Source organism: Nocardia sp. NPDC050435 (assembly GCF_040655395.1).
Lineage (GTDB): Bacteria > Actinomycetota > Actinomycetes > Mycobacteriales > Mycobacteriaceae > Nocardia.
The window spans coordinates 200,396-221,728 of the sequence record NZ_JBFAJW010000011.1 but is presented as its reverse complement, the minus strand read 5'-3'; the positions used below and the strand labels follow the sequence as shown (position 1 = coordinate 221,728).

Below are 21,333 nucleotides of genomic sequence, written 5' to 3'. Positions count from 1 at the left end.
GGGGATGCTACGAGCAGGAAGGGTTCCAGCCATGGAGATCAGCGAGTTCACGGCACGCAAACTGGAGCGCCGGTTCCAGACCTTCGATTTCGACGGGGACGGCCGGATCGAACGCGAGGACTTCGAGAATTCGGCACAGGCGGTGGCCGCGGAGTTCGGTCACGCGCCGGATTCGCCCGCCGCGCAACGTCTGCTGCACCTGAGTGTGCAGCTGTGGGGCCGCCTGGCCTCGGCCGGTGATGTGAACATCGACAGATCCGTCGACCTGGCGGAGTACAAGCAGGCCTTCGCGGAGGGTCTGCTGGTGACCCGGGAATCCTTCGACCAAGGGTATCGGCCGTTCCTGACGGCGATCATGGACATCGCCGACACCGACGGCGACGGCAGACTGAACGCCGAGGAGCACGTCCGCTGGACCGGCGCACTCATGCACCTGCCCGCCGACGACGCCCGCGCGATCCACCGCCGGCTCGACACCGACGGTGACGGATTCATCGGCACCGACGATCTGCTGCGGGCCATCCACGACTACTACTTCGACGAGGACCCCGAAGGCGCCGGCAGCTGGCTGCTGGGCAAACTTCCCGGCTGACACGCGATCGGGCCCAGCGGTCGACCGCCGGGCCCGGAGCACAGCATGATGGTGGAATGACCGAGCTGGTGAGCGTATGCGCGCGTTGTTGATCACGATCCTGGTGCTGGCGATCGCGCTGGTGGCCGGCGACCGGGTCGCGGTCGTGCTGGCGCAGAACGAGATCGGGCGCGAGATCGCCGCCGAGTACACCCTGCCGCAGGAGCCGCAGGTGCGGATCGGCGGCTTCCCGTTCCTGACCCAGGCGGTCGAGGGCCGCTACAGCCAGGTCGACATCGAGATCGGAGCCTGGACCGACCAGGACATCTCGGTCCGCGATCTCGACATCCGGCTCAGCGACGTCACCGCGCCGCTGAACGACCTGCTGGAGAGCCGCACCTCGAACCTGGTGGCGGCCACCGCGACAGCGACGGCGCTGGTGCCCTACGACACCGTGCAGGGTTTCGCGCCGTCGGGCGTGGAGTCGCTCTCCTACAGCCCGGAGGGGCTGCGCGCCAAGGGCACCTTCTCGATCGAGGGGATTCCGGTGCCCGCGACGGTCGTGGTGACCGTCGCCCCGACCGAGGAGGGCATCCAGATCACCCCGATCTCGGTGCAGTCCGCGGTCGGCGGGCCGACGATCTCGCTGGCCCTGCTGCGCAACAACCTCACCTTCGTGGTGCCGCTGCGGCAACTGCCGGTCGGCGCCCGCCTCACCGCCATCACCCCGAGCGCGGACGGCCTGCTGGTGACGGCCGTCGCCCACGACGTGCACTTCTCGGATCTGCCGAAAGCCTGAGCGTCAGCCGAGGGCGTCGCGGCGGGGCCGCAGCGGCCGCGCGGGGCGGATCAGGGCGGTGGGGGTGGCGATGGATTCGGCCGCGGTGCGCAGGTGGGCCCAACGGGTGCGGACGGCTTCGCGGCTGGTGGGGCGCAGCCGGTAGAGCAGGGCGATGGCGGCGGCGCAGCCCGCGGTGATGGCCAGGGCGACGAGGCCGGGAGCCAGGGCTCGGGCCGGTTCGGTGGCGCGGTACCAGGCGGGCGAGTAGGCGACGCGTTCGAAATCGCGGCCCCACAGCGCGACCGCGGCCGAGGGCACGAACAGGACGGCGAGGCAGAGGGCGGGGACGGTCGGGAACAGCGGGGCCGCCGCGCCGAGGCAGTAGCCGCCGACGAAGGCGACCGCGAGGCCGCTCGATACCGCCAGCGGGGTGCCGTGCGCGCCCGTCAGGGCGGTCACGATCGAGAGCACGGCCAGGCCCGCGGTCGCGGCGGCGGCCAGCAGGGGTAGGCCGCGGCGATAGCCGGTGTAGAGGCCGGCGGCGATCGCGACGACGAAAAGCGCACTCGCCCAATCGGGCCGGGGCAGGGTGGTGGGCGTGCTGCCGGCGGCGGCGAAGGCCACCATCAACAGCAGCAGCATGCCGTCGCGGCCGGGCAGGGCCAGCGCCGCCAGCAGGCTCGCGCCCACGATCAGGACCACGCCCACGATCTGGACGAGCAGGTCGTTGCCGTCGCGGGCGAACCATTCCGAGGTGAGCAGGATGGTGGGGAAGATGATGCCCGCGGACACGATCGAGCGCAACGGGATCACGTCGGCCAGCCGGCGAACCGGCGCGGAGCGATACCAATTAGCGAGCGCGCAGGCCATGGCGGCCGCGACGAGCAGCACCCCCAGCGGGAGGGCGGGCGAGTCGAGCAGGAACCGGTCGACGAACGAGACGGGCACGCCCGGTTGCGGCGCGGGCGTGAAGTCACCGATCAGGATGCCGGTCAACGCGCCGAAGAGGAACCCGCTCGCGGTGGCCCGGCGGGACCAGGCCAGCGTCCCCACGATCCCCATGATGGTGCCGGCCAGCAGCGAATCGATGTAGGTGAGCCCGGCGGCGGAACCCAGGTGGCTATTCCAAAGCAACTGATCGGTCAAGAGCAGCATCGCGAACACCGTGACGGTGGTCCAGGCGAAGGCGGCACTCATCATCACCGCGAAGGCGGCGGCCAGCACGGTGACGAAGGCGGCGGCCGTCGTAGCCCGCGGAACATTGAATACCGCCAGGTCGACCCAGGCGGAGGAGAACTCCGCCCCGGCTACGACCGGGTCGATCGGCACCATCACCGTCACCCCGGCGACCGTTGCCGCCAGGCACACCGTTGCCGTCTCGAGCGCATCGCGACGTCGCCACACACCCATAACAATCGTCTGTTCGCACCCGAGGGGCAATCTTCCCGCGCGGACCAACTCGCAGGCGATCACCTCGTCCTCGCGCCTCGCCTCCGGCGCCCGGCAGCGAGTAACGTTCGGCCCGGATCGCCGAAACGCAGGCGAAACCCCGTCCGCCAGTGAGGAGCCGCATCGATGCGTCGCACTGTTCGCCGAGCACTGTCCGCCGCCGCACTCGCCACCGCGGGGGTGCTCGGATTCGCCCCGGTCGCGGCCGCCCAGCCGTCCATCTACCACCCGGTGATCACGCCGTGCGGCCACCTTTTCCGGACACCGCTGGAGGCGCCGCGTCCGGGCGCCGGGGTGTACTGGAGCCCGTTCGGCACCTCGAACATCGTCTGCTACGACGACGGCACCGGGATCCGGCGGTTCTATCAGCGCGATCCGCAGGGCGGCTGGCACGACATCAACGAGCTGGCGCCCGGGCAGTTCTTCTATGTGGTCTTCCCGTCCACGGTGCCGAATCAGGCGACCTGGGGCTGACACCCGATGTCGCTGTGAGATTGCCGCCTGGGCGCGGCGACATGAGATCCCGCGAGGGTTACCCGCGAATCTGACATACCTGTGATACACATCACTTGGCCTGGCCAACCCCCGGCTACCTGCTGTGCGAAGTAACTGAGATCGACGCCGAGCACTGCCAGTCCACCCGGAGGTATGTGAATGAGTCGCTGCGCCCCGCTGTACCCACAGGCCCGCCACGATCTGCCCGACGAGTTCTTCGCGCTCTTCCTGGATCCGACCCGCACCCACAGCTGCGCGTACTGGACCCAGCCGGACCACACGCTGGAACAGGCCCAGCTGGCCAAGATCGATCTCGCCCTCGAAAAATGCGATCTGCGACCGGGAATGACGCTGCTCGACATCGGCTGCGGCTGGGGCTCGACCATGCTGCGCGCCCTGGACACCTACGACATCGACGTGATCGGCCTGACGGTGAGCCCCCGTCAGTACGAGTACGTGCGCGCCCAGCTGGCGCGGCGCGCACCCGGCCGTCGCCGCGCCGAGGTCCGGCTCCAGGGCTGGGAGGATTTCACCGGCCGGGCCGACCGGATCGTCAGCATCGGCGCGTTCGAGTACTTCCGGGCCGAGCGCCACGAGGCGTTCTTCGAGTTCGCGCACGCCACGCTGCCGGCCGGGGGCACCATGCTGCTGCACACCATGGTCATGTACGGCCTGAACCACCTTCGCGCCCATCAGATTTCGCTGAGCAGCGCGGATACCTCGTTCATCCGGTTCCTGCGCGAGGCCGTGTTTCCCGGCGGCCGGCTGCCGCAGCCGCTGGGCACCTTTCCCCGCGGGGTCCGGGAATTCGCGCAGGACGCCGGTTTCGCCGTCACCCGGATCCAGCCGCTCCAGGCGCACTACGCCAAGACGCTGGACCACTGGGCCGCCGCGCTGATCGACCACCGGGACCGGGCCGTCGCGCTCACCGACACCGCCACCTACGACACCTATCTGCGCTACCTGCTGGACGGCGCCGCGCACTTTCGTTCCGGACATCTCGACGTCATGCAATTCACCTGCACCAAACCCGCTCGTGCACAGGTTTTTCCGAACGCAACCGACACCGTGCTCCCGTGAAAGGACCGAAGATGCGCTTACCGCTAGGCAAGGTGCTGGTTCGAGTGCTCGTCGCCGCCGTGGCGTCGACGGCGTTGCTGAGCACCCTCACCCCGGCCGCTTCGGCGGCCGTCTACCCGGTCGCCGATCCCGACGGGTTCTATTACGGGCCGGGCGATCTGGAGAACTACGCGCCGGGCGACGTGCTGCGCTCGCGGCTCGTTCCCGCACACGGGTGGCCGGGTTCGACGGTGTGGCAGTTGGCATTTCGCTCCACCAACTCCGCGGGCGCGCCGATCGCCGCGGTGACCACGCTGATCGTGCCGCCCGGCGGCGGCGCCCGGCCGCTGGTCTCCTACCAGCCGTTCGTGAATTCGCTCGGCCTGCAGTGCGCGCCGTCGCACGCGCTGTTCGACGGCGGCCTCAAGGAATCCGCCGCGCTCAATCTGCTGCTGGCACGCGGCTGGGCGATCGCGGTGCCCGACCACCTCGGCCCCACCAGCGCCTACGGCGCGGCGCGGCTCGGCGGTCAGATCACGCTGGACGGCATCCGCGCCGCCAAGCGGTTCGCACCCGCCGGGCTCGGCGATTCGCCGGTGGGCCTGGCCGGGTACTCGGGCGGGGCGATGTCGACCGGCTTCGCGGCGGCGCTCGCGCCGGAATACGCGCCGGAACTGCCGATCGTCGGCGTCGCGCAGGGCGGTGTGCCGGTCAACCCCGGCAAGATGGCGCTGCAGGTGGGCGACGCGCCGCACCCGCTGTTCGGCCTCGGGTTCGCCGTCGCGCTCGGGATCGAGCGCGAGTACCCCGGCGAGATGCCGCTGGACCGGGCGCTCACCCCGGCCGGTTTCGCGCTGCGCGACCGTATCGCCAACTCCTGTGTGGACGACATCATCTCGGCGGGCAACGGACGTTCCATCGGTGAGATCTTCCATCGCGGCATGGAAAACGATCCGGTGCTGATCGCCACCATGCACGCCAACGCGCTGGAGATCGTGCCGCAGGTGCCGCGGGTGCCGGTCTATCAGTGGCACGGCGGCAGCGATCAGGTGCCGCTGGATCTGGCGCAGGCCACCGCGGGCCGCTACTGCGCGGCGGGCACGCCCGTCCAGTTCGACGTCATTCCCGGCGCGGACCACGCCACCGCGATGTTCCCCGGGGCCATGCGGGCGGTCGGCTACCTGTCGGACCGGTTCGCCGGGCTCGGGGCGCCCTCCAACTGCTGATCCGACCCACCGGACGCCGCTCGACGCCACGCGCGCCGGGCGGCGTTTTCGTGCGTCAGACCGGGCGCGGCGGCTGCCGAGTCAGGAAGTCGTCGATCAGCGGCCAGGTCGTGGTGCGGGCCTGCGGCCCGGCGATCAGCGCCAGGTGGTTCAGGCCCGGCACGTCGGCGAACTCGACTTCGGCCGCGCCGCTGAGGATGTCCACCCCGGGCGCGATGGTGGCCGACGGGGCGAGGGTGTCGCCGTTGCTGCCCAGCAGCAGCACCCGGCAGCTGAGTTTGGTCAGATCGATGTCGCGGCCCGCGCTCAGCCGCACCCGGCCGCGCGCGAGCTGATTGCCTACGATGAGCTGCCGGTAGGTCTGGCGGTAGAGGCGGCCCGGGTAGCCGGGCATCGCGTCGATGAATCGGTCGATGGCCTCCATGCGGGCCAGCGCCTCGGTGTCGCCCGCGTTGCGGGCGATGAACAGCGGGCGGGTCAGCTCGCGCGAGAGGGACATGCCACGGAAGCCGGCCTGCACGAAGTAGCCGGGGATGCCGCCGAAAAGGTGTGTCGTATAGGAGATTTCCCGGCCGCCGGTGAACTTGGCGAACATGCGCACCGGCTTGAGCAGGATGTTCTTGCCGAAGTCGAGGGGCGAGCCGAGCGTGGTGACCGAGGCCAGCGGCAGCTCGGCGTGGTCGGCCGCGGTGAGCAGGCTGATGATGCCGCCCAGCGACCAGCCGATGACGTCCACGTCCGCACCGCCGTGCTCGGCGCTGATTCGGGCGACGGCGGTGGGGACGATGTCGTCGATCCACTCCTCCAGGCCCAGGTCGCGGTCGGCGGCGGTGATGCGGCCGTAGTCGATCACATACGGCTGGCGACCGGTGTCGAGCAGGAACTGGGCCAGGCTCTGGCCCGGGCGCAGGTCGTAGCAGGAGGCGTCCACCGCGAGCGGCGGCACCAGCAGGACGGGATTGCCGGTGGCCGGGGTGTCGCGATCGAAGCGGCGCAGCTGCCGGTGCGGGCGGTCGTAGAGGACGGTCGACGGTGTGCGCGTGGGCATTTCGATGCCGTTGCCGAAGGTCAGTGCCCAGCCGTTGCGCAGCGCTGGTGGCAGGCTGGTGACGAGCCACGTCATCGCGGGTCGGTTCCTCTCGGCGAATGGCGGTCGCGGCCGCCCCGAAATAGATGTAACAAACAGTAACATACAGCCGTGTACGGACTCGCGCCGGGACCGGCGAGCCGGGGCCCCGTCCGGCCGGGTCGGCTAGATTGTCTCAGGGTCGCAGCACGTTTCGGGTGTGCGGGCCGGTGTGCCGGGGAGGAACGTCGTGAGTTTGCAGCCGGGGGCCCGATTCGCCGGGTTCACCATCGAGCGGACGCTCGGGGTGGGCGGCATGGGCACGGTGTATCTGGGCCAGCACCCGCGCCTGCGGCGGCCGGTCGCCCTCAAGGTGCTCGCGAATGCCTTTGTCGCGGACCAGAAGACGCGCGCCGCGTTCGATCGGGAAGCCACCGTCGCCGCCGGGCTCGAGCACCCGAACATCGTCTCGGTCTACGACCGCAGCGACCGGGACGATCCGGCGCTGTGGCTGGCGATGCGCTACATCGACGGCGGTGACGCGGCCGCGTTGCTCGACGCGCACCCCGGCGGCCTGGAACCGGCCCGGGCCGTGCGCCTGCTGAGCGACGCCGCGCACGCCTTGGACTACGCGCACCGGCAGGGCGTGCTGCACCGGGACGTGAAGCCGGCGAACCTGCTGATCGAGAACAGTCCCCGGCACGGCGAGCGGGCGGTGCTCACCGATTTCGGGATCGCTCGCACGCTCGACGACACCGTCACCCTCTCCGGGATCGCGGCCACCTTCGCCTATGCCGCCCCGGAGCGGTTCACCGAAGCCGCCGCCGATCACCGGGCCGACATCTACTCGCTGGGCTGCACCCTGTTCCAGCTGCTGACCGGTGAGCCGCCGTTCCCGCGCAAGGACCAGGCCGCGGTGATCGGGGCGCACCTCAACACCGCACCGCCCGCGCCCCGCGACCGGCGGCCCGGGCTACCGGCCGAGCTGGACGAGGTGATCGCTACCGCCCTGGCCAAATCTCCCCGGGATCGGTACGCCAGCTGCACGGATCTCGCCGAAGCCGCGGCCGCCGCGCTGCCGCGACCGGCGCCGCCCGACGGTGCCGCCGGATCGCCCGATGAGCTGGAAGACGCAGGGGCCGTATACTTTTCGAGTGCACCGCCGGACCAGTCCCTGGTGCCGACCGTCGTCCGCTGGACGCCCACGCCGGGCGCGGACCACCCCGGCCCGCCGCTGGACGCCGAGGGCGGGCCGGGGTGGTCCTCCGCTGCGACCGGAAACGCTGGGCGGGCCGAGACCGAGTCGGCACACCGTGCCGATGTCGGGGCAGCTGGAGATCTTCCTGCCGACGCCCACGCATCCCCGCCGGGCCGCGCCGACACGCATACCGCCCTGCGGACATCGCGAGGGCGGCGGATGGCGATGGTGTCGGGTCTGCTGCTGGCCGGAGTGGGGGTGATCGTGGGTGCGGCGTTCTCCATGCGCGAGGACACGGCGCCGGAAAGTAGCCCGACCACGACAACTGTTGCACCGCAGCCGAATACCGCTACAACCCTGCCTCCGACGACTACGCCGGTCCCGGCGCCGCAACCCGTCGACACCCTGCCACCGGCCGAATCACACGAGTCGATCGCCCCGGCCCCGCGGACACAGCAGTACGTACCGCCGCCCGTGCAGCAACCAGCGAGCCCCAACACCGGGAACGCACCCGTGCCGCAGACCCGGGTGCATCAGTGGCCCGGATGATCTCAGCGCCACCGCCGGGTGGTCCGGCCGTTCTCTACAGTGGATCGCTATGAAGGTATTCCAGATCGGAGCCGCCGGTGGCGTCGGGCGCAGGCTCAGCGGCTTGCTCACCGAACGCGGCGACGAAGTCACCGGGATGTACCGCAAACCGGAGCAGGCCGAGGTGGTGCGCGCGACCGGCGCCACGCCCCTGGCCGCCGATCTCATCGCCGATTCGGTCGAAGATCTGGCGGGCAAGATCGCCGGGCACGACGCCGTGGTGTTCTCCGCCGGTGCGCACGGCACCGGCGTGGATCAGACCACGCTGATCGACGGCAAGGGCCTGGAAAAGGCCGCCGACGCCGCGGCCCGCGCCGGTGTACCGCGCTTCGTGCTGGTCTCGGTGTTCCCCGAAGCCGGACGCGACCGCGACACCTCCGCCGGATTCGAGCACTACATGCGGGTCAAGAAGACCGCCGACGTCTACCTGACCCACACCGACCTGGACTGGGTGATCGTCCGGCCCGGCACGCTGGTCGACGAGACAGGAACCGGTCGCGTCACCGCCGGCTGGGCGATCGAGTACGGCTCGATCCCCCGCGACGACGTAGCCGCCTTCCTCGCCGCGGTGCTGCACGAGCCGGCCGTGAGCCGAGCCATCATCGAACTCACCACCGGCGAAACCCCGGTCACCGACGCAGCAGCCCAGCTGACCCGCTGATCATCCGCAGCCGCAGCCATCCGGCACACCGGCCGCCGAACCGCCCCCTCAGCCGAGCGCGGCCAGCGCCGCCGCGGCCACCTCGCCCGGCGGCCGCTCGATGTCGATGGTGACCGCGTCCGGCTCGTCGGTCGGCTCCTCGAGGGTGTCGAGCTGGGAGTCGAGCAGGGACGCGGGCATGTATTTGTGGTGGCGGGTGGTGACGCGGTGGGCGAGTTCCTCGTGGGTGCCGCGCAGGTAGATGAAGGTCAGTGTCGCCTCGGGGTGGCCGGTCACGCCGCTGCGCAGGATGTCGCGGTAGGCGCGTTTGAGGGCCGAGCAGGCGATGACGGCGGATTCGCCGGCGGCGGCGCGCTCGGCGATCCAGTGCGCGATCGTTTCCAGCCAGGGCAACCGATCGGCGTCGGTGAGCGGGTGACCGGCCGCCATCTTGGTGACGTTCGCGGGCGGGTGCAGCTCGTCCCCCTCGAGCATCACCCAGCCCAGCTCGTCGGCCAGTGTTTTCGCCACGGTGGATTTGCCCGACCCGGACACCCCCATCACGACCACGATCCGGGGGCCTGCGCTCGACATCGAATCCTCCTCGGCAATGACCTGCGGGCGTATGCCCGTCTCGACCTTACTGCGGTGATCGAGATCGAATCGTTGACCCGAAACCTTGGCTGTGCGCGCGCCCGCGTAGGCACGATGGATTGACGGCATCCACTGAGCAATCCCCGAGGCAGGCGTGCGGGCCGCGCCGCGGAATCGAGGTCACATGCGTGCACTCACCGTCGTTCCCGAGCAGGCCGGATCGCTGGCGGTCACCGAGGTGCCCGACGCCGTGGCCGGACCCGGCGACCTGCTGGTACAGGGTGTCGCCGTCGGCGTCTGCGGCACCGACCGCGAGATCGCCCGGGGCGAGTACGGCTGGGCCCCGGGCGGACACGAGCGTCTGGTCATCGGCCACGAATCGCTGGGCCGGGTGCTGACCGCGCCCGCGGACAGCGGGTTCGCCGCGGGCGATCTGGTCGTGGGCATCGTGCGCCGGCCGGACCCGGTGCCGTGCGGCGCCTGCGCGCACGGGGAGTTCGATATGTGCCGCAACAACCAGTACACCGAGCGCGGCATCAAGCAAATCGACGGCTACGCCTCGGAGCTGTGGCGGGTCGAGGCGGACTACGCGGTGAAACTGGATCCCGCGCTCGCCCGGACCGGGGTGCTGATGGAACCGACCACCGTCGTCGCCAAGGCCTGGGAGCAGATCGATCTGGTCAGCCGGCGCGCCTGGTACGAGCACAAGCGGGTGCTGGTCACCGGCGCCGGGCCGATCGGCCTGCTGGCCGCGATGATCGGCCGGCAACGCGGCCTGGACGTGCACGTGCTCGCCCTCGGGGACGACGGCGTCCAGCCGACCATGGCCCGTGCCCTGGGCGCCACCTACCACAGCGACCCGCTGCCCACCGTGGCCGGAAAGATCGAGCCCGACCTCATCGTGGAGGCCACCGGCTCGGCGCAGGTGGCGGTGGACGCGATGACGCACAACGCCTCCGCCGCCATCGTCTGCCTCACCGGCGTCTCCCCCGTCGGCCGGGAGGTCACCTTCGACGCGGGCGCGGCCAATCGCAACATCGTGCTGGAGAACGACCTGATCTTCGGCTCGGTCAACGCCAACAAACGGCACTATCGGCAGGCGGCGGAGGCGCTCGCGGCGGCGGACCCGGACTGGCTCGAGGGCCTGATCACCCGGCGGCTCCCGCTGGACCAAGCCCTCGACGCCTTCACCTCCGGCCACGACGACATCAAGGTCGTGATCGACCTGGGCTGACCGGACCTCAGCCCATCGATTCCAGTGTGCGGCCCTTGGTCTCGCGCACCAGGCGGCGCACGAAGGGAATGGAGACGAGCGCCGCGAGCGCGTACAGCCCGTACGCCCCGGCCAGGCTCCACGCCGACAGCGTCGGAAACGACACGGTGACAAGCCAGTTGGCCAGCCACTGCGCACACGCCGCCACCGACAGCGCGATCGCGCGGATGCGGTTGGGGAACATCTCCCCGAGCAGCACCCACACCACCACGCCCCAGGACAGCGCGTAGAACAGCACATAGAGATTCGCCGAGATCAGCGCGACCGTGCCGGGCACCTCGGGCATCGACGGATCGTCGGAGGTGCCGCCGACATAGGTGAACATCCAGGCGCACAGGCCGAGCGTCACCGTCATGCCGGCGGAGCCGACGAGCAGCAGCGGCTTGCGGCCGACGCGGTCCACCAGCGACATGGCGATGATCGTGCCGACGATATTGATGACCGACGAGATCATCGACACCAGCAGCGAATTCGAGGTATCGATGCCGACCTGCTGCCACAGCAGCGACGAGTAGTAGAAGATCACGTTGATGCCGACGAGCTGCTGCAACGCCGACACGCCGATGCCGATCCACACGATCGGCAGCAGGAAGCCGCGACTGTGGCTGAGCAGATCCTTCGGGCTGGAACGCACCTCCCCGGCCATGGCCGCGCGGATCTCGGCGACCCGCTGGTCGAGGTGATCGGGGTCGTCGTTCTCCACCTCCGCGAGCACCTTGCGGGCTTCGTCCTCGCGCCCGTTCGCGATCAGGTACCGCGGTGATTCCGGGATGAGGAAGGCCACGGTGCCGTAGATCAGCGCGGGCACCACCTCCGCGCCCAGCATCCAGCGCCAGGCCGCCAGCCCGCCGATCTCCGCCTCGTTCGATCCGCCCGCCGCCATGGCGATCAGGTAGTTGACCAGCGCGGCGACCGCGATGCCGAGCACGATCGCCAGCTGCTGGAAGGAGGCCAGCCGCCCGCGATAGCTCGGCGGCGCGACCTCGGCGATGTAGGCCGGCGCCACCACCGACGCCTGACCGATGGCGATGCCGCCGAGGAAGCGCCACACCGTCAGATCGACGTCACCGAAGGCGAACATGCTGCCCACGCCGCTGACCGCGAACAGCAGCGCGCTGATCTGCATGACGCGGGTGCGCCCGAACCGGTCGGCCAGCCAGCCCGCGGCCAGCGCGCCGACGGCCGCGCCCGGCAGCGCCGCGGCCACGACGAAACCCATGGTGCCCGAGGACACGTCGAAGTCGTGCTGGATGCCGGTGACCGCGCCGTTGATCACCGAGGAGTCGTAGCCGAACAGGAAGCCGCCCATGGCCGCCGCGGCGGCCACGAAGACGACGTTCGCGCCGAGGGCTCCGGGGTTGGCGTTGGCGTCGGGATGCGGCCGTCGCACGCGCGGGTCGCTCATCGCCCGGAGTCGATTCGTTCCCACCCGCGCCGCGGCGCGCGCTCGGACAGCCGCTTCGGATCCCGGCTGCGATAGACGATGTAGGGCCGGAACAGGTATTGCACCGGCGCACTGAACATGTGCACCAGCCGGGTGAACGGCACCAGCGCGAGCAGCGCCATGCCGATCACGGCGTGGATGTGGAAGGCCAGGGGCGCCTGCGCCATCAGGTCGACCTCGGGTCGCAGGGTGAAAACGCTGCGCGCCCAGGGCGCGATCGTCGTCCGGTAGTCGTAGCCCTCGTCGAAGCTGGAGTGCGTCAGCTTGGCGTACATGCCGCTGACGATGGCTCCCACCAGCACCAGGTACATGAATTTGTCGTTGTTCGTGGTGGCGTGGAAGACCGCGGCGTTGGTGCGGCGGCGATAGATCAGCATGCCGATGCCCAGGACGGCCAGCGCCCCGGCCGCGGTGCCGCCCAGCAGCGAGAGCAGGTTGTAGGCGTGCTCGTCGAAGTGCACGGCGTCGGTCCAGGAGGCCGGGATGAACAGGCCCATGAGATGCCCGACGAAGACGAACAGGATGCCGTAGTGGAACATCGGCGAGGCGATGTTGAGCAGCCGGGATTCGTAGAGCTCCGAGGAGCGGGTGGTCCAGCCGAACTTGTCGTAGCGGTAGCGCCAGGCCAGGCCGGTGGCCAGCAGGCCGATGACGACATACGGCAGGGCACCCCAGAGGAAGATGCTCATCGTTGGTCTCCAGTCAGCAGGGGAAGCAGTCCGAGGTGGCCGTAGGGCTCGAGGCCGACGGTTTCGCGGGGCGGGCCGCTGCGCGCCAGCGCGCGGGCCTGGGCCCGGTCGGCCGGGCCGGCGCCGGGCAGGGTCGCGCACACCGCGCTCAGCACGGCGGCGAAGGGATCGCGCCGCTCGCGCAACGCGATCCGCAGCAGCTCCAGGGCGGGCCGGTACTCGAGCAGCAGGGCGCCGGTGCGGGCCAGCGCGCTGAATTCCAGGACGGCGGGCAGGAAGTCGGGCAGTTCGTCGTCGTCGAAATCGAAGCCCTCGGCGCGATAGCGGTCCTTGAACCGCACCAGTGCCGCGCCCCGGTTGCGGGTGTCGCCGTCGGTCCACCAGGTGAGGTAGAGGCTGTGCCGGTTGGCGAAGTCGAAGGTGTCCACGTAGGCGGCCGTGCGCGCGTCCGGGCCGAGTTCGGCGCTGACGCCGAGGAACTCGCGCAGCAGGGCCGCACCCGGATGCCGCAGACCGGCCAGGGCTCGGTCGAACGCGGGGAGGTCCGCGGCGAATTCGTCGTCCGGGTAGGCCAGGCAGGCCGCGGCCACCCGGTAGACGATCGCGACCTCGTCGTCGATCGGTTTCACGGCTGCGGCTCCCGGGGGACGTCGGCGGTCTGCTGATCGCGCATGGCCTGGAAGCTCTCGATGGTGACCAGCGGCAGCGATTTACGGCCCGAGCCGCCGCCGAAGGCGCCGTCCTCGGCCATGCCGGGCCCGCCCTCGTAGTCGAGGCTGCACCCGCCCACCGCGGCCTCCTCCAGGCTGTGCGCCTCGGCCATGGCGGCGGTCGGAATCACGTACCGGTCTTCGTATTTGGCGATGGCGAGCAGGTGGAACATCTGCTCGATCTCGGCGGCGGTCATGCCGACCGCCGCGGCCTTGTCCTCGGTCACGGTGCGGCCCAGGTTGAGGTCGGCCATGTGGGATCGCATGGCGGCCAGCCGGTTCAGGCTGGCGCGCACCGGAACGGTGTCGCCGGCGGTGAACAGTTCGGCCAGGTACTGCACCGGGATGCGCAGGGCGTCGATCGCGCCGAACAGGTTGCCGGCGTCCTCGCCGTCGAATCCGCTGCCCGCCACCGCGTCCACGACCGGGGACAGCGGCGGGATGTACCAGACCATCGGCATGGTGCGGTATTCCGGATGCAGCGGCAGCGCCACCCGGTACTTGCTGATCAGCGCGTGCACCGGGGACCGCCGGGCGGCGTCGAGCCATTCCCGGGAGATGCCGTCGCGTTCGGCGGCGCGGCGCACCTGCGGGTCCTCGGGGTCGAGGAAGCATTCCAATTGCGCACGGTAGAGGTCTTTTTCGTCCGTGGTGGCCGCGGCGGCGGCGATCCGGTCGGCGTCGTAGAGCATGACCCCGAGGTAGCGCAGCCGGCCCACGCAGGTCTCCGAGCAGACCGTCGGCAGGCCGACCTCCACCCGCGGATAACAGAAGGTGCACTTCTCGGCCTTGCCGGTCTGATGGTTGAAGTAGATCTTCTTGTAGGGGCAGCCGGTGACGCACTGCCGCCAGCCCCGGCACTGGTCCTGATCCACCAGGACGATGCCGTCCTCGGCGCGCTTGTAGATCGCGCCCGACGGGCAGGCGGCGACGCAGGACGGGTTGAGGCAGTGCTCGCAGATGCGGGGGAGGTAGAACATGAAGCTCTCCTCGAACCCGAACCGGATCCGCTCGCCCACCTCCTCGCGCATCCGGACCACGTTCGGGTCCTCGGGCCCGTGCTCGGCGGCGCCGCCCAGGTTGTCGTCCCAGTTCGAGGACCACTCGATCGACATGGGCTTGCCGGTGACCAGCGAGCGCGGCGGCGCGACCGGGTAGTCGCCGCCCAGGGGCGCGTCGGTGAGGTTGCGGTAGTCGTAGGTCCAGGGTTCGTAGTAGTCGCGCAGGGTGGGCAGCACCGGGTTGGAGAAGATGCTGGCCAGCTTCCAGGCGCGCGAACCCTGTTTCAGCTTGAGCTTGCCGCGCCGGGTCAGCGTCCAGCCGCCCTTCCACTGCTCCTGGTCCTCGTAGCGGCGCGGATATCCCTGTCCCGGACGGGTTTCCACGTTGTTGAACCAGGCGTACTCCATGCCGGAGCGGTTGGTCCAGGTCTGCTTGCAGGTCACCGAGCAGGTATGGCAGCCGATGCATTTGTCGAGATTCATCACCATGGCGATCTGTGCCATCACGCGCATCAGTACGTCACCTCCTGGGCCCGGCGGCGGATCACCGTGACTTCGTCACGCTGATTGCCGGTCGGCCCGAAATAGTTGAAAGCCCAGGACAATTGGGCATAGCCGCCGATGAGGTGGGTGGGTTTGAGCAGCACCCGGGTCAGCGAGTTGTGTATGCCGCCGCGCCGGCCGTCGGTCTCGGATTTGGGGACGTTGACGGTGCGCTCCTGCGCGTGGTGCATGTACACCGTGCCGCGCGGCATGCGCGGGGACACGATGGCGCGGGCCACGACGACGCCGTTGCGGTTGACCGCCTCGATCCAGTCGTTGTCGGCGACGCCGATCGCCTCGGCGTCGGGCACCGACATCCAGATCGCCTGTCCGCCGCGCGAGAGCGACAGCATGAACAGGTTGTCCTGGTACTCGGAGTGGATCGACCACTTGTTGTGCGGGGTCAGGTAGCGCACCGTGACCTCGCGCTGGCCGTCGGGTCCCAGCGCCGGTTCGCCGAAGAGCCGCTTCATGTCCAGCGGCGGCCGATACACCGGCAACGCCTCGCCCAGCTCGTGCATCCAGTCGTGGTCGAGGAAGAAGTGCTGGCGCCCGGTCAGGGTGTGCCAGGGCTTGAGATGCTCGGTGTTCAGCGTGAACGGCGCGTAGCGCCGCCCGCCGGATTCGCTGCCGGACCATTCCGGCGAGGTGATCACCGGGACCGGCGCGGCCTGGGTGTCGGCGTAGGTGATCCGCACCCCCTCCTTCTCGGCGGCCAGGTGCGCCATGTGCTGACCGGTGCGCCGCGCCAGGGTCTCGAAGCCCTGCACGGCCAGGCGGCCGTTGGTCGTCGCCGCCAGCGCCAGAATGGTGTTGGCGGCCTTGAGCGCGGTGTCCAGCGCGGGGCGCCCGGCCGCGACGCCGGAGGCCACCACGCCGTTGATCCCGCGCAGATAGTCGATCTCCTCGTCAGGGCGCAGCATGATGCCCTTGGCCGGCAGGCCGAGTTTCTCGGCCAGCGGGCCCAGCGAGGCGAATTTGGTGGCGATGGCGGTGTAGTCGCGTTCCACCACCGCCAGGCCCGGCATGGTCTGACCCGGGATCGGTTCGCACTCCCCCGCTCGCCAGTCCAGCGCCAGGCCGCCGGGCTGGGCGGTCTCGGCGATCGTGTCGTGCTGCAACGGCGTGGCCACCACGTCGTGGCGGGTGTCGAGGTGCCCGGCCGCCAGTTCGCTCAGGCGCGCGGCCAGATCGTAGAAGGCCTCGAAGTCGGTGCGCGCCTGCCACGGCGGGTCCACCGCCGGCGCGAAGGAGTGCACGTAGGGGTGCATGTCGGTGGAGGACAGGTCGTGCTTCTCGTACCAGGTCGCCGCGGGCAGCACCACATCCGAGAGCATGGTCGAGGAGGTCATGCGGAAATCCAGGGTGAGCAGCAGGTCGAGCTTGCCCTCGGGGGCCTCCTCGTGCCACACCACGTCCCGGGGCCTGACCTCCGGCGGCGCGGGCTCGGCGCGCAGCGAGGACTGGGTTCCCAGAAGGTGTTTGGTGAAATACTCCGCGCCCTTGGCCGAGGAGCCCAGCAGGTTCGACCGCCACAGCGTGAGCACGCGCGGCCAGTTCTGCGGCGCGTCCGGATCCTGGTTGGCGAAACCCAAACGGCCGCTGCGCAATTCGTCGACGATGTGCTCCGCGGGCGGCTTGCCGGCGGCGCGGGCCTCGTCGGCCAGATCCAGCGGATTGCGGTCGAAGGTGGGGTAGGAGGGCATCCAGCCCATCCGTGCCGACTGGGCCAGCACGTCGGCGCCGGTCATGCCCTGGAACCGGCCGGTGCCCAGCGGGGAGGCCAGCACGTCGGCGGTGAACCTGTCGTAGCGCCACTGGTCGGTATTGGTGAAGAACCAGGCGGTGCCGATCATCTGGCGCGGCGGCCGGGACCAGTCGTTGGCCGAGGCCAGCGTCGCCCAGCCGGTGACCGGGCGGCACTTCTCCTGCCCGACGTAGTGCGCCCAGCCGCCGCCGTTGCGGCCCTGGCAGCCGGTGAGCAGCAGCAGCGACAGGAAGGCCCGGTAGATCGTCTCGGAGTGGAACCAGTGATTGGTGCCCGCGCCCATGAGAATCATGCAGCGGCCCCGGGATTCGGCGGCGATGGCTGCGAATTCGCGGGCGATCTTGATCGTGCGATTCGCGGGCACCGAGGTGATCCGCTCCGACCACGCGGGCGTGCCCGGGGCCGCGGCGTCGTCGTAGGAACTCGGCCACTGGCCGGGCAGATCCGTTCGGGCCACGCCGTATTGGGCCAGCAGCAGGTCGAAGACGGTGGTGACCAGCTGACCACCGACGCGCTGGGCCGGGACGCCGCGGCGCACGGTCTCGCCCCGGCTCTGGCCGTGTTCGCCGCCCTCGGTGTCGAAGCGCGGCAGCAGCACCGACACCCCCTCGCCGCGCCCGTGCAACGACAGCAGCGGGCGGACCTGCTCCAGATCCAGGTTCCACCGGCCCGCACCGGACTCGGTCCACCGAAAACCCATGGAGCCGTTGGGAATCACCGGTTCACCGCTGGTCTCGTCGAGCAGCACGGTCTTCCACTGCGCACCCTCCCCCGTGTCGCCGAGATCGGCCGCGCGCACGAATTTGCCGGGCACGTAGGCGCCGTCGCGTTCGGTCAGGGTGACCAGGAACGGGAGATCGGTGAACTGGCGCACGTAGTCGCCGAAGAACGGTTCCTCGCGGTCGACGAAGCATTCCTTGAGCACGACGTGCCCCATCGCCATCGCCAGCGCGGCGTCGGTGCCCGGATGCGGGTGCAGCCACTCGTCGGCGAACTTCGCGTTGTCCGCGTAGTCGGGGGCGACGACCACGACTTTCTGTCCGCGATAACGGGATTCGGCCATCCAGTGCGCGTCCGGGGTGCGCGTCACCGGGACGTTGGAGCCCCACATGATCAGATAGGCGGCGTCCCACCAGTCGCCGGACTCGGGAACGTCGGTCTGGTCGCCGAACACCTGCGGCGAGGCGACCGGCAGGTCGGCGTACCAGTCGTAGAACGACAGCATCGGCGCGCCGATCAGACCCATGAACCGGGCGCCGGCGGCGTGCGAGACCATCGACATGGCGGGGATCGGCGAGAACCCGGCGACGCGGTCCGGGCCGTAGGTCTTGATCGCATGCACGTGCGCGGCGGCGGCGATCTCGATCGCCTCGTCCCAGGTGGCGCGGACCAGGCCGCCCTTGCCGCGCGCCTGCTGGTAGCGCCGCCGGCGTTCCGGATCGGCCTGGATGTCGGCCCAGGCCAGGACCGGATCGCCCAGGCGGGCGCGGGCTTCGCGATACAGCTCCAGCAGCACGCCGCGCACGTACGGGTAGCGCACCCGGGTCGGCGAGTAGGTGTACCAGGAGAAGGAGGCGCCGCGCGGGCAGCCGCGGGGTTCGTATTCAGGCCGATCCGGGCCCACCGAGGGGTAGTCGGTGGCCTGGGTCTCCCAGGTGATGATGCCGTCCTTGACGTAGACCTTCCACCGGCAGGAGCCGGTGCAGTTCACGCCGTGGGTGGAGTAGACGATCTTGTCGTGGCTCCAGCGGTCGCGGTAGAACACGTCGCCGTCCCGGCCGCCGACGATCTGCTCACTGTGCAGATCCGCCGCCGGGGTGCCCGGGCGGAAGTACCGGGCCGAGCGCAGCAGCAGTTCGCCGGTTTCGCCCGGACCGGGCGCTTCCCGCATCACCGGGCGGCCGCCCGGCTCGCCGCCTCGGACCACCGTGTCTGACCCATCCCCATCATTTCCTTTCCCTCGGCGTACCGCGAATGCCCGCTTCGAACGCCAGCAAGTGATCAGCAAAGGACTCGACAGTCGAGTGAAACACAGGGGTATGCCGGTATTCGCGGGCCACGCCGGACGGGATCGGACCTCGCCGGGCATTCAGCAGACCTACAGCAATTCGATCTAGCTGGGAATTTGCGGGCAAACTGCGGGCACCTGCCATACCAAGCAATTGCTTGCGAAGGGCAATCGCACCGGTTACGTTGCCTGCACCCAGTGGTCAGGGGGCAGCGGTGCCCGGAAGTAGGCAAGATTTTCGGTGAGCGGCACCAAGTTTCCCGGTTTCACGCTGCCCTGGGCCCGGCGAATCGCGGGCGTCCGGGCCCGGCTGCTGGCCATCGTCCTGATCCCGAGCATCGCCCTGCTCGCCGCCGGGATCGGCGGCTCGGTCTACCTCATCCAGGACGGGCGCAAGGCCAACCGATTCGCCGAATTGTCCGCCTCCGCAATCTCTCCCGCGATCCTCATGGTCGAGTCGTTCCAGGAGGAGCGCCGGGTCTCGCTGCTGCACCTCGCCGGGGACGGCACCGCCGCCGCGGCGCTGCCCGCCGCCCGCGACCACTCCGACGCCGCACTCGCGGCGCTGGTCTCCACCAGCGCGACCATGCAGGAGCTGCGCCCCGACCTCACCGCACCCATCGAGGGCTACCGCACGCTCTACAAGCAGCTCCCGATGCTGCGCGGCGGCATCGACGCGCGCGCCGTCCCCGCGCAGCAGGTCTTCGCGGCGTTCAGCCAGATCGTGCACACCGTCACCAGCGCGTCCCTGCACGTGGCCGAGGTGGCGCCGGAGGCGCGGGTCGCGGTCGAGCTCTACAAGGCGGTGCACGCCCTGCGGGCCGCCGAATCCGTCTCCCGCACAAGCAGTCTCGGGGCCGTCGCGCTGCTCACCGAGGAGGTGTCGCCGCAGTTGCTCACCGAGCTCGGCGGTTACATCGGGGACGGCCGCGGGGAGGTCGCCTATGTGGGGTCGACGCTCCAGGGCGCACGCCTGGCGCAGTTGCAGGCGATCACCGGCAGCGCGCAGTGGCAGCAGCTGGTCGCCATGGAGAACGCGATCATCGAGCGCGGACCCTACCCTGGCACGGAAACCAGCTCGCGCGCAAGGCAATCCACCACCGAGCTACCGCTGGACCTGGCCGGGTGGCAACGTGTCGCCGGCACGGTGCGCACCGACCTGATGCAGCTGTGGAAAGACCAGAGCGCCGACAGTCACCACGCTGCCGCCGAACACGGCGAAGAGGTGCTGGTCAACTCCTACCTCGGTGGCGCGGGCATCTTCTCCCTGGCCGCCCTGGCCTTCGTCGCGGCGCTGGTGCTGGCGAACCGGTTCGTCGCCCGGATGCGCCGGCTGCGGCGGGACACCCTGGAACTGGCCGACGAGCGTCTGCCCGCCACCATCCGGCGGCTGTCCGCCGGGCAGATCGAGTCGAAAGACGAAGTGACCGAACTGGATTACGGCACAGACGAGGTCGGTCAGGTCGCCAACGCCTTCAATCGCGCGCACCTCGCGGCCGTCTCGGCGGCGGTCGCCGAATCCCAGACCCGCGACGGCGTCAACGCGGTGTTCCTCACCATCGCCCAGCGCTCCCAGAGCGTCGTGCACCGCCAGCTCGCGCTGCTGGACCGGGCCGAACGCACCGAGGAGGACCCCGCCTACCTGGACCTGCTGTTCCAGCTCGACCACCTCGCGACCCGCGCCCGCCGCAACGCCGAGAACCTGATCATTCTCGGTGGTGCGCAACCCGGCCGCCGCTGGAGCAACCCCGTGCCGCTCTTCGACGTCATCCGCGGCGCGGTGGCGGAAAGCCTGGACTACACCAGGATTCAGGTCGGCAGGCTGCCCGAGGCCCACGTCGCCGGCAGCGCGGTCGCCGACGTCATCCACCTGCTCGCCGAACTCGCCGACAACGCCACCGCCTACTCCCCGCCCGACTCCCGCGTCGAGATCAACGGCAGCCCGGTCGGGCGCGGGGTGGCGATCGAGATCACCGATCAGGGCCTGGGCATGTCCCCCGCCGAACTCGCCGCCCGCAACGCCCTGCTGTCCAGCCCGCCCGACTTCAGCGTCGCCGCCCTCTCCGGCGACGCCCGCCTGGGCCTGTTCGTGGTCGCGAAACTCGCCGCACGGCACGGGGTCACGGTCCGCCTCACCGAATCCGACTACGGCGGCGTCCGCGCCATCGTCCTCGTCCCCACCGCCCTCACCGCCGCACCCGAACCCCAGCACGCCGGGCGGTAGCGGCGG

17 protein-coding genes are annotated in these 21,333 nt (G+C 70.2%); 9 read left to right on the top strand and 8 right to left on the bottom strand.

The features are described from left to right. Window positions 1–31: 31 nt before the first annotated feature. Both AB0I43_RS31110 and AB0I43_RS31105 read left to right on the top strand, forming a co-directional pair. Window positions 32–592 carry an EF-hand domain-containing protein gene (locus AB0I43_RS31110; protein ID WP_356971302.1) on the top strand — a complete coding sequence of 187 codons (561 nt, stop codon included), beginning with the start codon at window positions 32–34 and terminating at the stop codon, window positions 590–592. 76 nt (window positions 593–668) lie between these two features. Continuing rightward, window positions 669–1,370: a DUF2993 domain-containing protein gene (locus AB0I43_RS31105; RefSeq protein WP_356971303.1), complete on the top strand. Its 702-nt coding sequence runs from the start codon at window positions 669–671 to the stop codon at window positions 1,368–1,370. A 3-nt stretch (window positions 1,371–1,373) separates the two neighbouring features. On the opposite strand, the gene AB0I43_RS31100 is transcribed toward AB0I43_RS31105, so the two are convergent. After that, window positions 1,374–2,756, bottom strand: coding sequence for a hypothetical protein (locus tag AB0I43_RS31100; RefSeq protein WP_356971305.1), 1,383 nt, complete (start codon window positions 2,754–2,756; stop codon window positions 1,374–1,376). A 171-nt stretch (window positions 2,757–2,927) separates the two neighbouring features. On the opposite strand from AB0I43_RS31100, the gene AB0I43_RS31095 reads away from it, so the two are divergent. The 3 genes from AB0I43_RS31095 to AB0I43_RS31085 all read left to right on the top strand — a co-directional run bounded on the left by AB0I43_RS31095 (window position 2,928) and on the right by AB0I43_RS31085 (window position 5,581). Continuing rightward, complete coding sequence (locus AB0I43_RS31095; protein WP_356971306.1) at window positions 2,928–3,275, top strand: hypothetical protein; 348 nt, start codon at window positions 2,928–2,930, stop codon at window positions 3,273–3,275. Between the two features lie 180 nt (window positions 3,276–3,455). Then, window positions 3,456–4,376: a class I SAM-dependent methyltransferase gene (locus tag AB0I43_RS31090; RefSeq protein ID WP_356971308.1), complete on the top strand. Its 921-nt coding sequence runs from the start codon at window positions 3,456–3,458 to the stop codon at window positions 4,374–4,376. An 11-nt stretch (window positions 4,377–4,387) separates the two neighbouring features. Further along, entirely contained in the window at window positions 4,388–5,581 is a 1,194-nt protein-coding gene (locus tag AB0I43_RS31085) for a lipase family protein (protein WP_356971309.1), read from the top strand. A 55-nt stretch (window positions 5,582–5,636) separates the two neighbouring features. Here AB0I43_RS31085 and AB0I43_RS31080 read toward each other — a convergent pair whose 3' ends face one another. Next, window positions 5,637–6,704, bottom strand: a complete 1,068-nt coding sequence (locus AB0I43_RS31080; RefSeq protein WP_356971311.1) for an alpha/beta fold hydrolase — start codon at window positions 6,702–6,704, stop codon at window positions 5,637–5,639. Between the two features lie 193 nt (window positions 6,705–6,897). Between AB0I43_RS31080 and AB0I43_RS31075 the strand changes: the two genes are divergently transcribed. Then, window positions 6,898–8,394, top strand: coding sequence for a serine/threonine-protein kinase (locus AB0I43_RS31075; protein ID WP_356971313.1), 1,497 nt, complete (start codon window positions 6,898–6,900; stop codon window positions 8,392–8,394). Between the two features lie 49 nt (window positions 8,395–8,443). After that, the gene (locus tag AB0I43_RS31070; RefSeq protein WP_356971315.1) at window positions 8,444–9,094 is read left to right on the top strand and encodes an NAD(P)-binding oxidoreductase; all 651 of its coding nucleotides are present in this window, start codon (window positions 8,444–8,446) and stop codon (window positions 9,092–9,094) included. Between the two features lie 48 nt (window positions 9,095–9,142). Here AB0I43_RS31070 and AB0I43_RS31065 read toward each other — a convergent pair whose 3' ends face one another. Further along, on the bottom strand, window positions 9,143–9,667 hold the full coding sequence (locus tag AB0I43_RS31065) for a gluconokinase (RefSeq protein WP_356971317.1): 525 nt from the start codon (window positions 9,665–9,667) through the stop codon (window positions 9,143–9,145). 184 nt (window positions 9,668–9,851) lie between these two features. Between AB0I43_RS31065 and AB0I43_RS31060 the strand changes: the two genes are divergently transcribed. Next, window positions 9,852–10,901 (top strand): glucose 1-dehydrogenase, encoded by a 1,050-nt coding sequence (locus tag AB0I43_RS31060; RefSeq protein WP_356971318.1) that lies wholly within the window; start codon window positions 9,852–9,854, stop codon window positions 10,899–10,901. A 7-nt stretch (window positions 10,902–10,908) separates the two neighbouring features. On the opposite strand, the gene AB0I43_RS31055 is transcribed toward AB0I43_RS31060, so the two are convergent. From AB0I43_RS31055 to AB0I43_RS31035, 5 genes are read right to left on the bottom strand one after another with little or no spacing between them, the layout of a single operon-like run. After that, window positions 10,909–12,345: a sugar porter family MFS transporter gene (locus AB0I43_RS31055; protein WP_356971320.1), complete on the bottom strand. Its 1,437-nt coding sequence runs from the start codon at window positions 12,343–12,345 to the stop codon at window positions 10,909–10,911. Next, complete coding sequence (gene narI / locus AB0I43_RS31050; protein WP_356971322.1) at window positions 12,342–13,073, bottom strand: respiratory nitrate reductase subunit gamma; 732 nt, start codon at window positions 13,071–13,073, stop codon at window positions 12,342–12,344. Before narI ends, AB0I43_RS31055 begins: the two co-directional genes overlap by 4 nt. Continuing rightward, a complete protein-coding gene (gene narJ, locus AB0I43_RS31045) occupies window positions 13,070–13,702 on the bottom strand; it encodes a nitrate reductase molybdenum cofactor assembly chaperone (protein WP_356971324.1) in 633 nt (210 codons plus the stop codon). Before narJ ends, narI begins: the two co-directional genes overlap by 4 nt. Next, on the bottom strand, window positions 13,699–15,297 hold the full coding sequence (gene narH, locus AB0I43_RS31040; RefSeq protein WP_356971325.1) for a nitrate reductase subunit beta: 1,599 nt from the start codon (window positions 15,295–15,297) through the stop codon (window positions 13,699–13,701). Before narH ends, narJ begins: the two co-directional genes overlap by 4 nt. After that, on the bottom strand, window positions 15,297–18,986 hold the full coding sequence (locus AB0I43_RS31035; RefSeq protein ID WP_356971449.1) for a nitrate reductase subunit alpha: 3,690 nt from the start codon (window positions 18,984–18,986) through the stop codon (window positions 15,297–15,299). Before AB0I43_RS31035 ends, narH begins: the two co-directional genes overlap by 1 nt. A 358-nt stretch (window positions 18,987–19,344) precedes the next feature. On the opposite strand from AB0I43_RS31035, the gene AB0I43_RS31030 reads away from it, so the two are divergent. After that, a complete protein-coding gene (locus tag AB0I43_RS31030) occupies window positions 19,345–21,327 on the top strand; it encodes an ATP-binding protein (RefSeq protein ID WP_356971327.1) in 1,983 nt (660 codons plus the stop codon). The last annotated feature ends 6 nt before the right edge of the window (window positions 21,328–21,333 follow it).

Bases quoted from the DNA above. Each gene is read 5' to 3' on its own strand.
- narH (WP_356971325.1), bottom strand. From the start codon at position 15,297: ATGCGCGTGATGGCACAGATCGCCATGGTGATGAATCTCGACAAATGC.
- AB0I43_RS31110 (WP_356971302.1), top strand. From the start codon at position 32: ATGGAGATCAGCGAGTTCACGGCACGCAAACTGGAGCGCCGGTTCCAG.
- AB0I43_RS31055 (WP_356971320.1), bottom strand. From the start codon at position 12,345: ATGAGCGACCCGCGCGTGCGACGGCCGCATCCCGACGCCAACGCCAAC.
- AB0I43_RS31090 (WP_356971308.1), top strand. From the start codon at position 3,456: ATGAGTCGCTGCGCCCCGCTGTACCCACAGGCCCGCCACGATCTGCCC.
- narI (WP_356971322.1), bottom strand. From the start codon at position 13,073: ATGAGCATCTTCCTCTGGGGTGCCCTGCCGTATGTCGTCATCGGCCTG.
- AB0I43_RS31080 (WP_356971311.1), bottom strand. From the start codon at position 6,704: ATGACGTGGCTCGTCACCAGCCTGCCACCAGCGCTGCGCAACGGCTGG.
- AB0I43_RS31060 (WP_356971318.1), top strand. From the start codon at position 9,852: ATGCGTGCACTCACCGTCGTTCCCGAGCAGGCCGGATCGCTGGCGGTC.
- AB0I43_RS31065 (WP_356971317.1), bottom strand. From the start codon at position 9,667: ATGTCGAGCGCAGGCCCCCGGATCGTGGTCGTGATGGGGGTGTCCGGG.
- AB0I43_RS31095 (WP_356971306.1), top strand. From the start codon at position 2,928: ATGCGTCGCACTGTTCGCCGAGCACTGTCCGCCGCCGCACTCGCCACC.
- AB0I43_RS31035 (WP_356971449.1), bottom strand. From the start codon at position 18,986: ATGCGGGAAGCGCCCGGTCCGGGCGAAACCGGCGAACTGCTGCTGCGC.
- AB0I43_RS31070 (WP_356971315.1), top strand. From the start codon at position 8,444: ATGAAGGTATTCCAGATCGGAGCCGCCGGTGGCGTCGGGCGCAGGCTC.
- AB0I43_RS31085 (WP_356971309.1), top strand. From the start codon at position 4,388: ATGCGCTTACCGCTAGGCAAGGTGCTGGTTCGAGTGCTCGTCGCCGCC.
- AB0I43_RS31105 (WP_356971303.1), top strand. From the start codon at position 669: ATGCGCGCGTTGTTGATCACGATCCTGGTGCTGGCGATCGCGCTGGTG.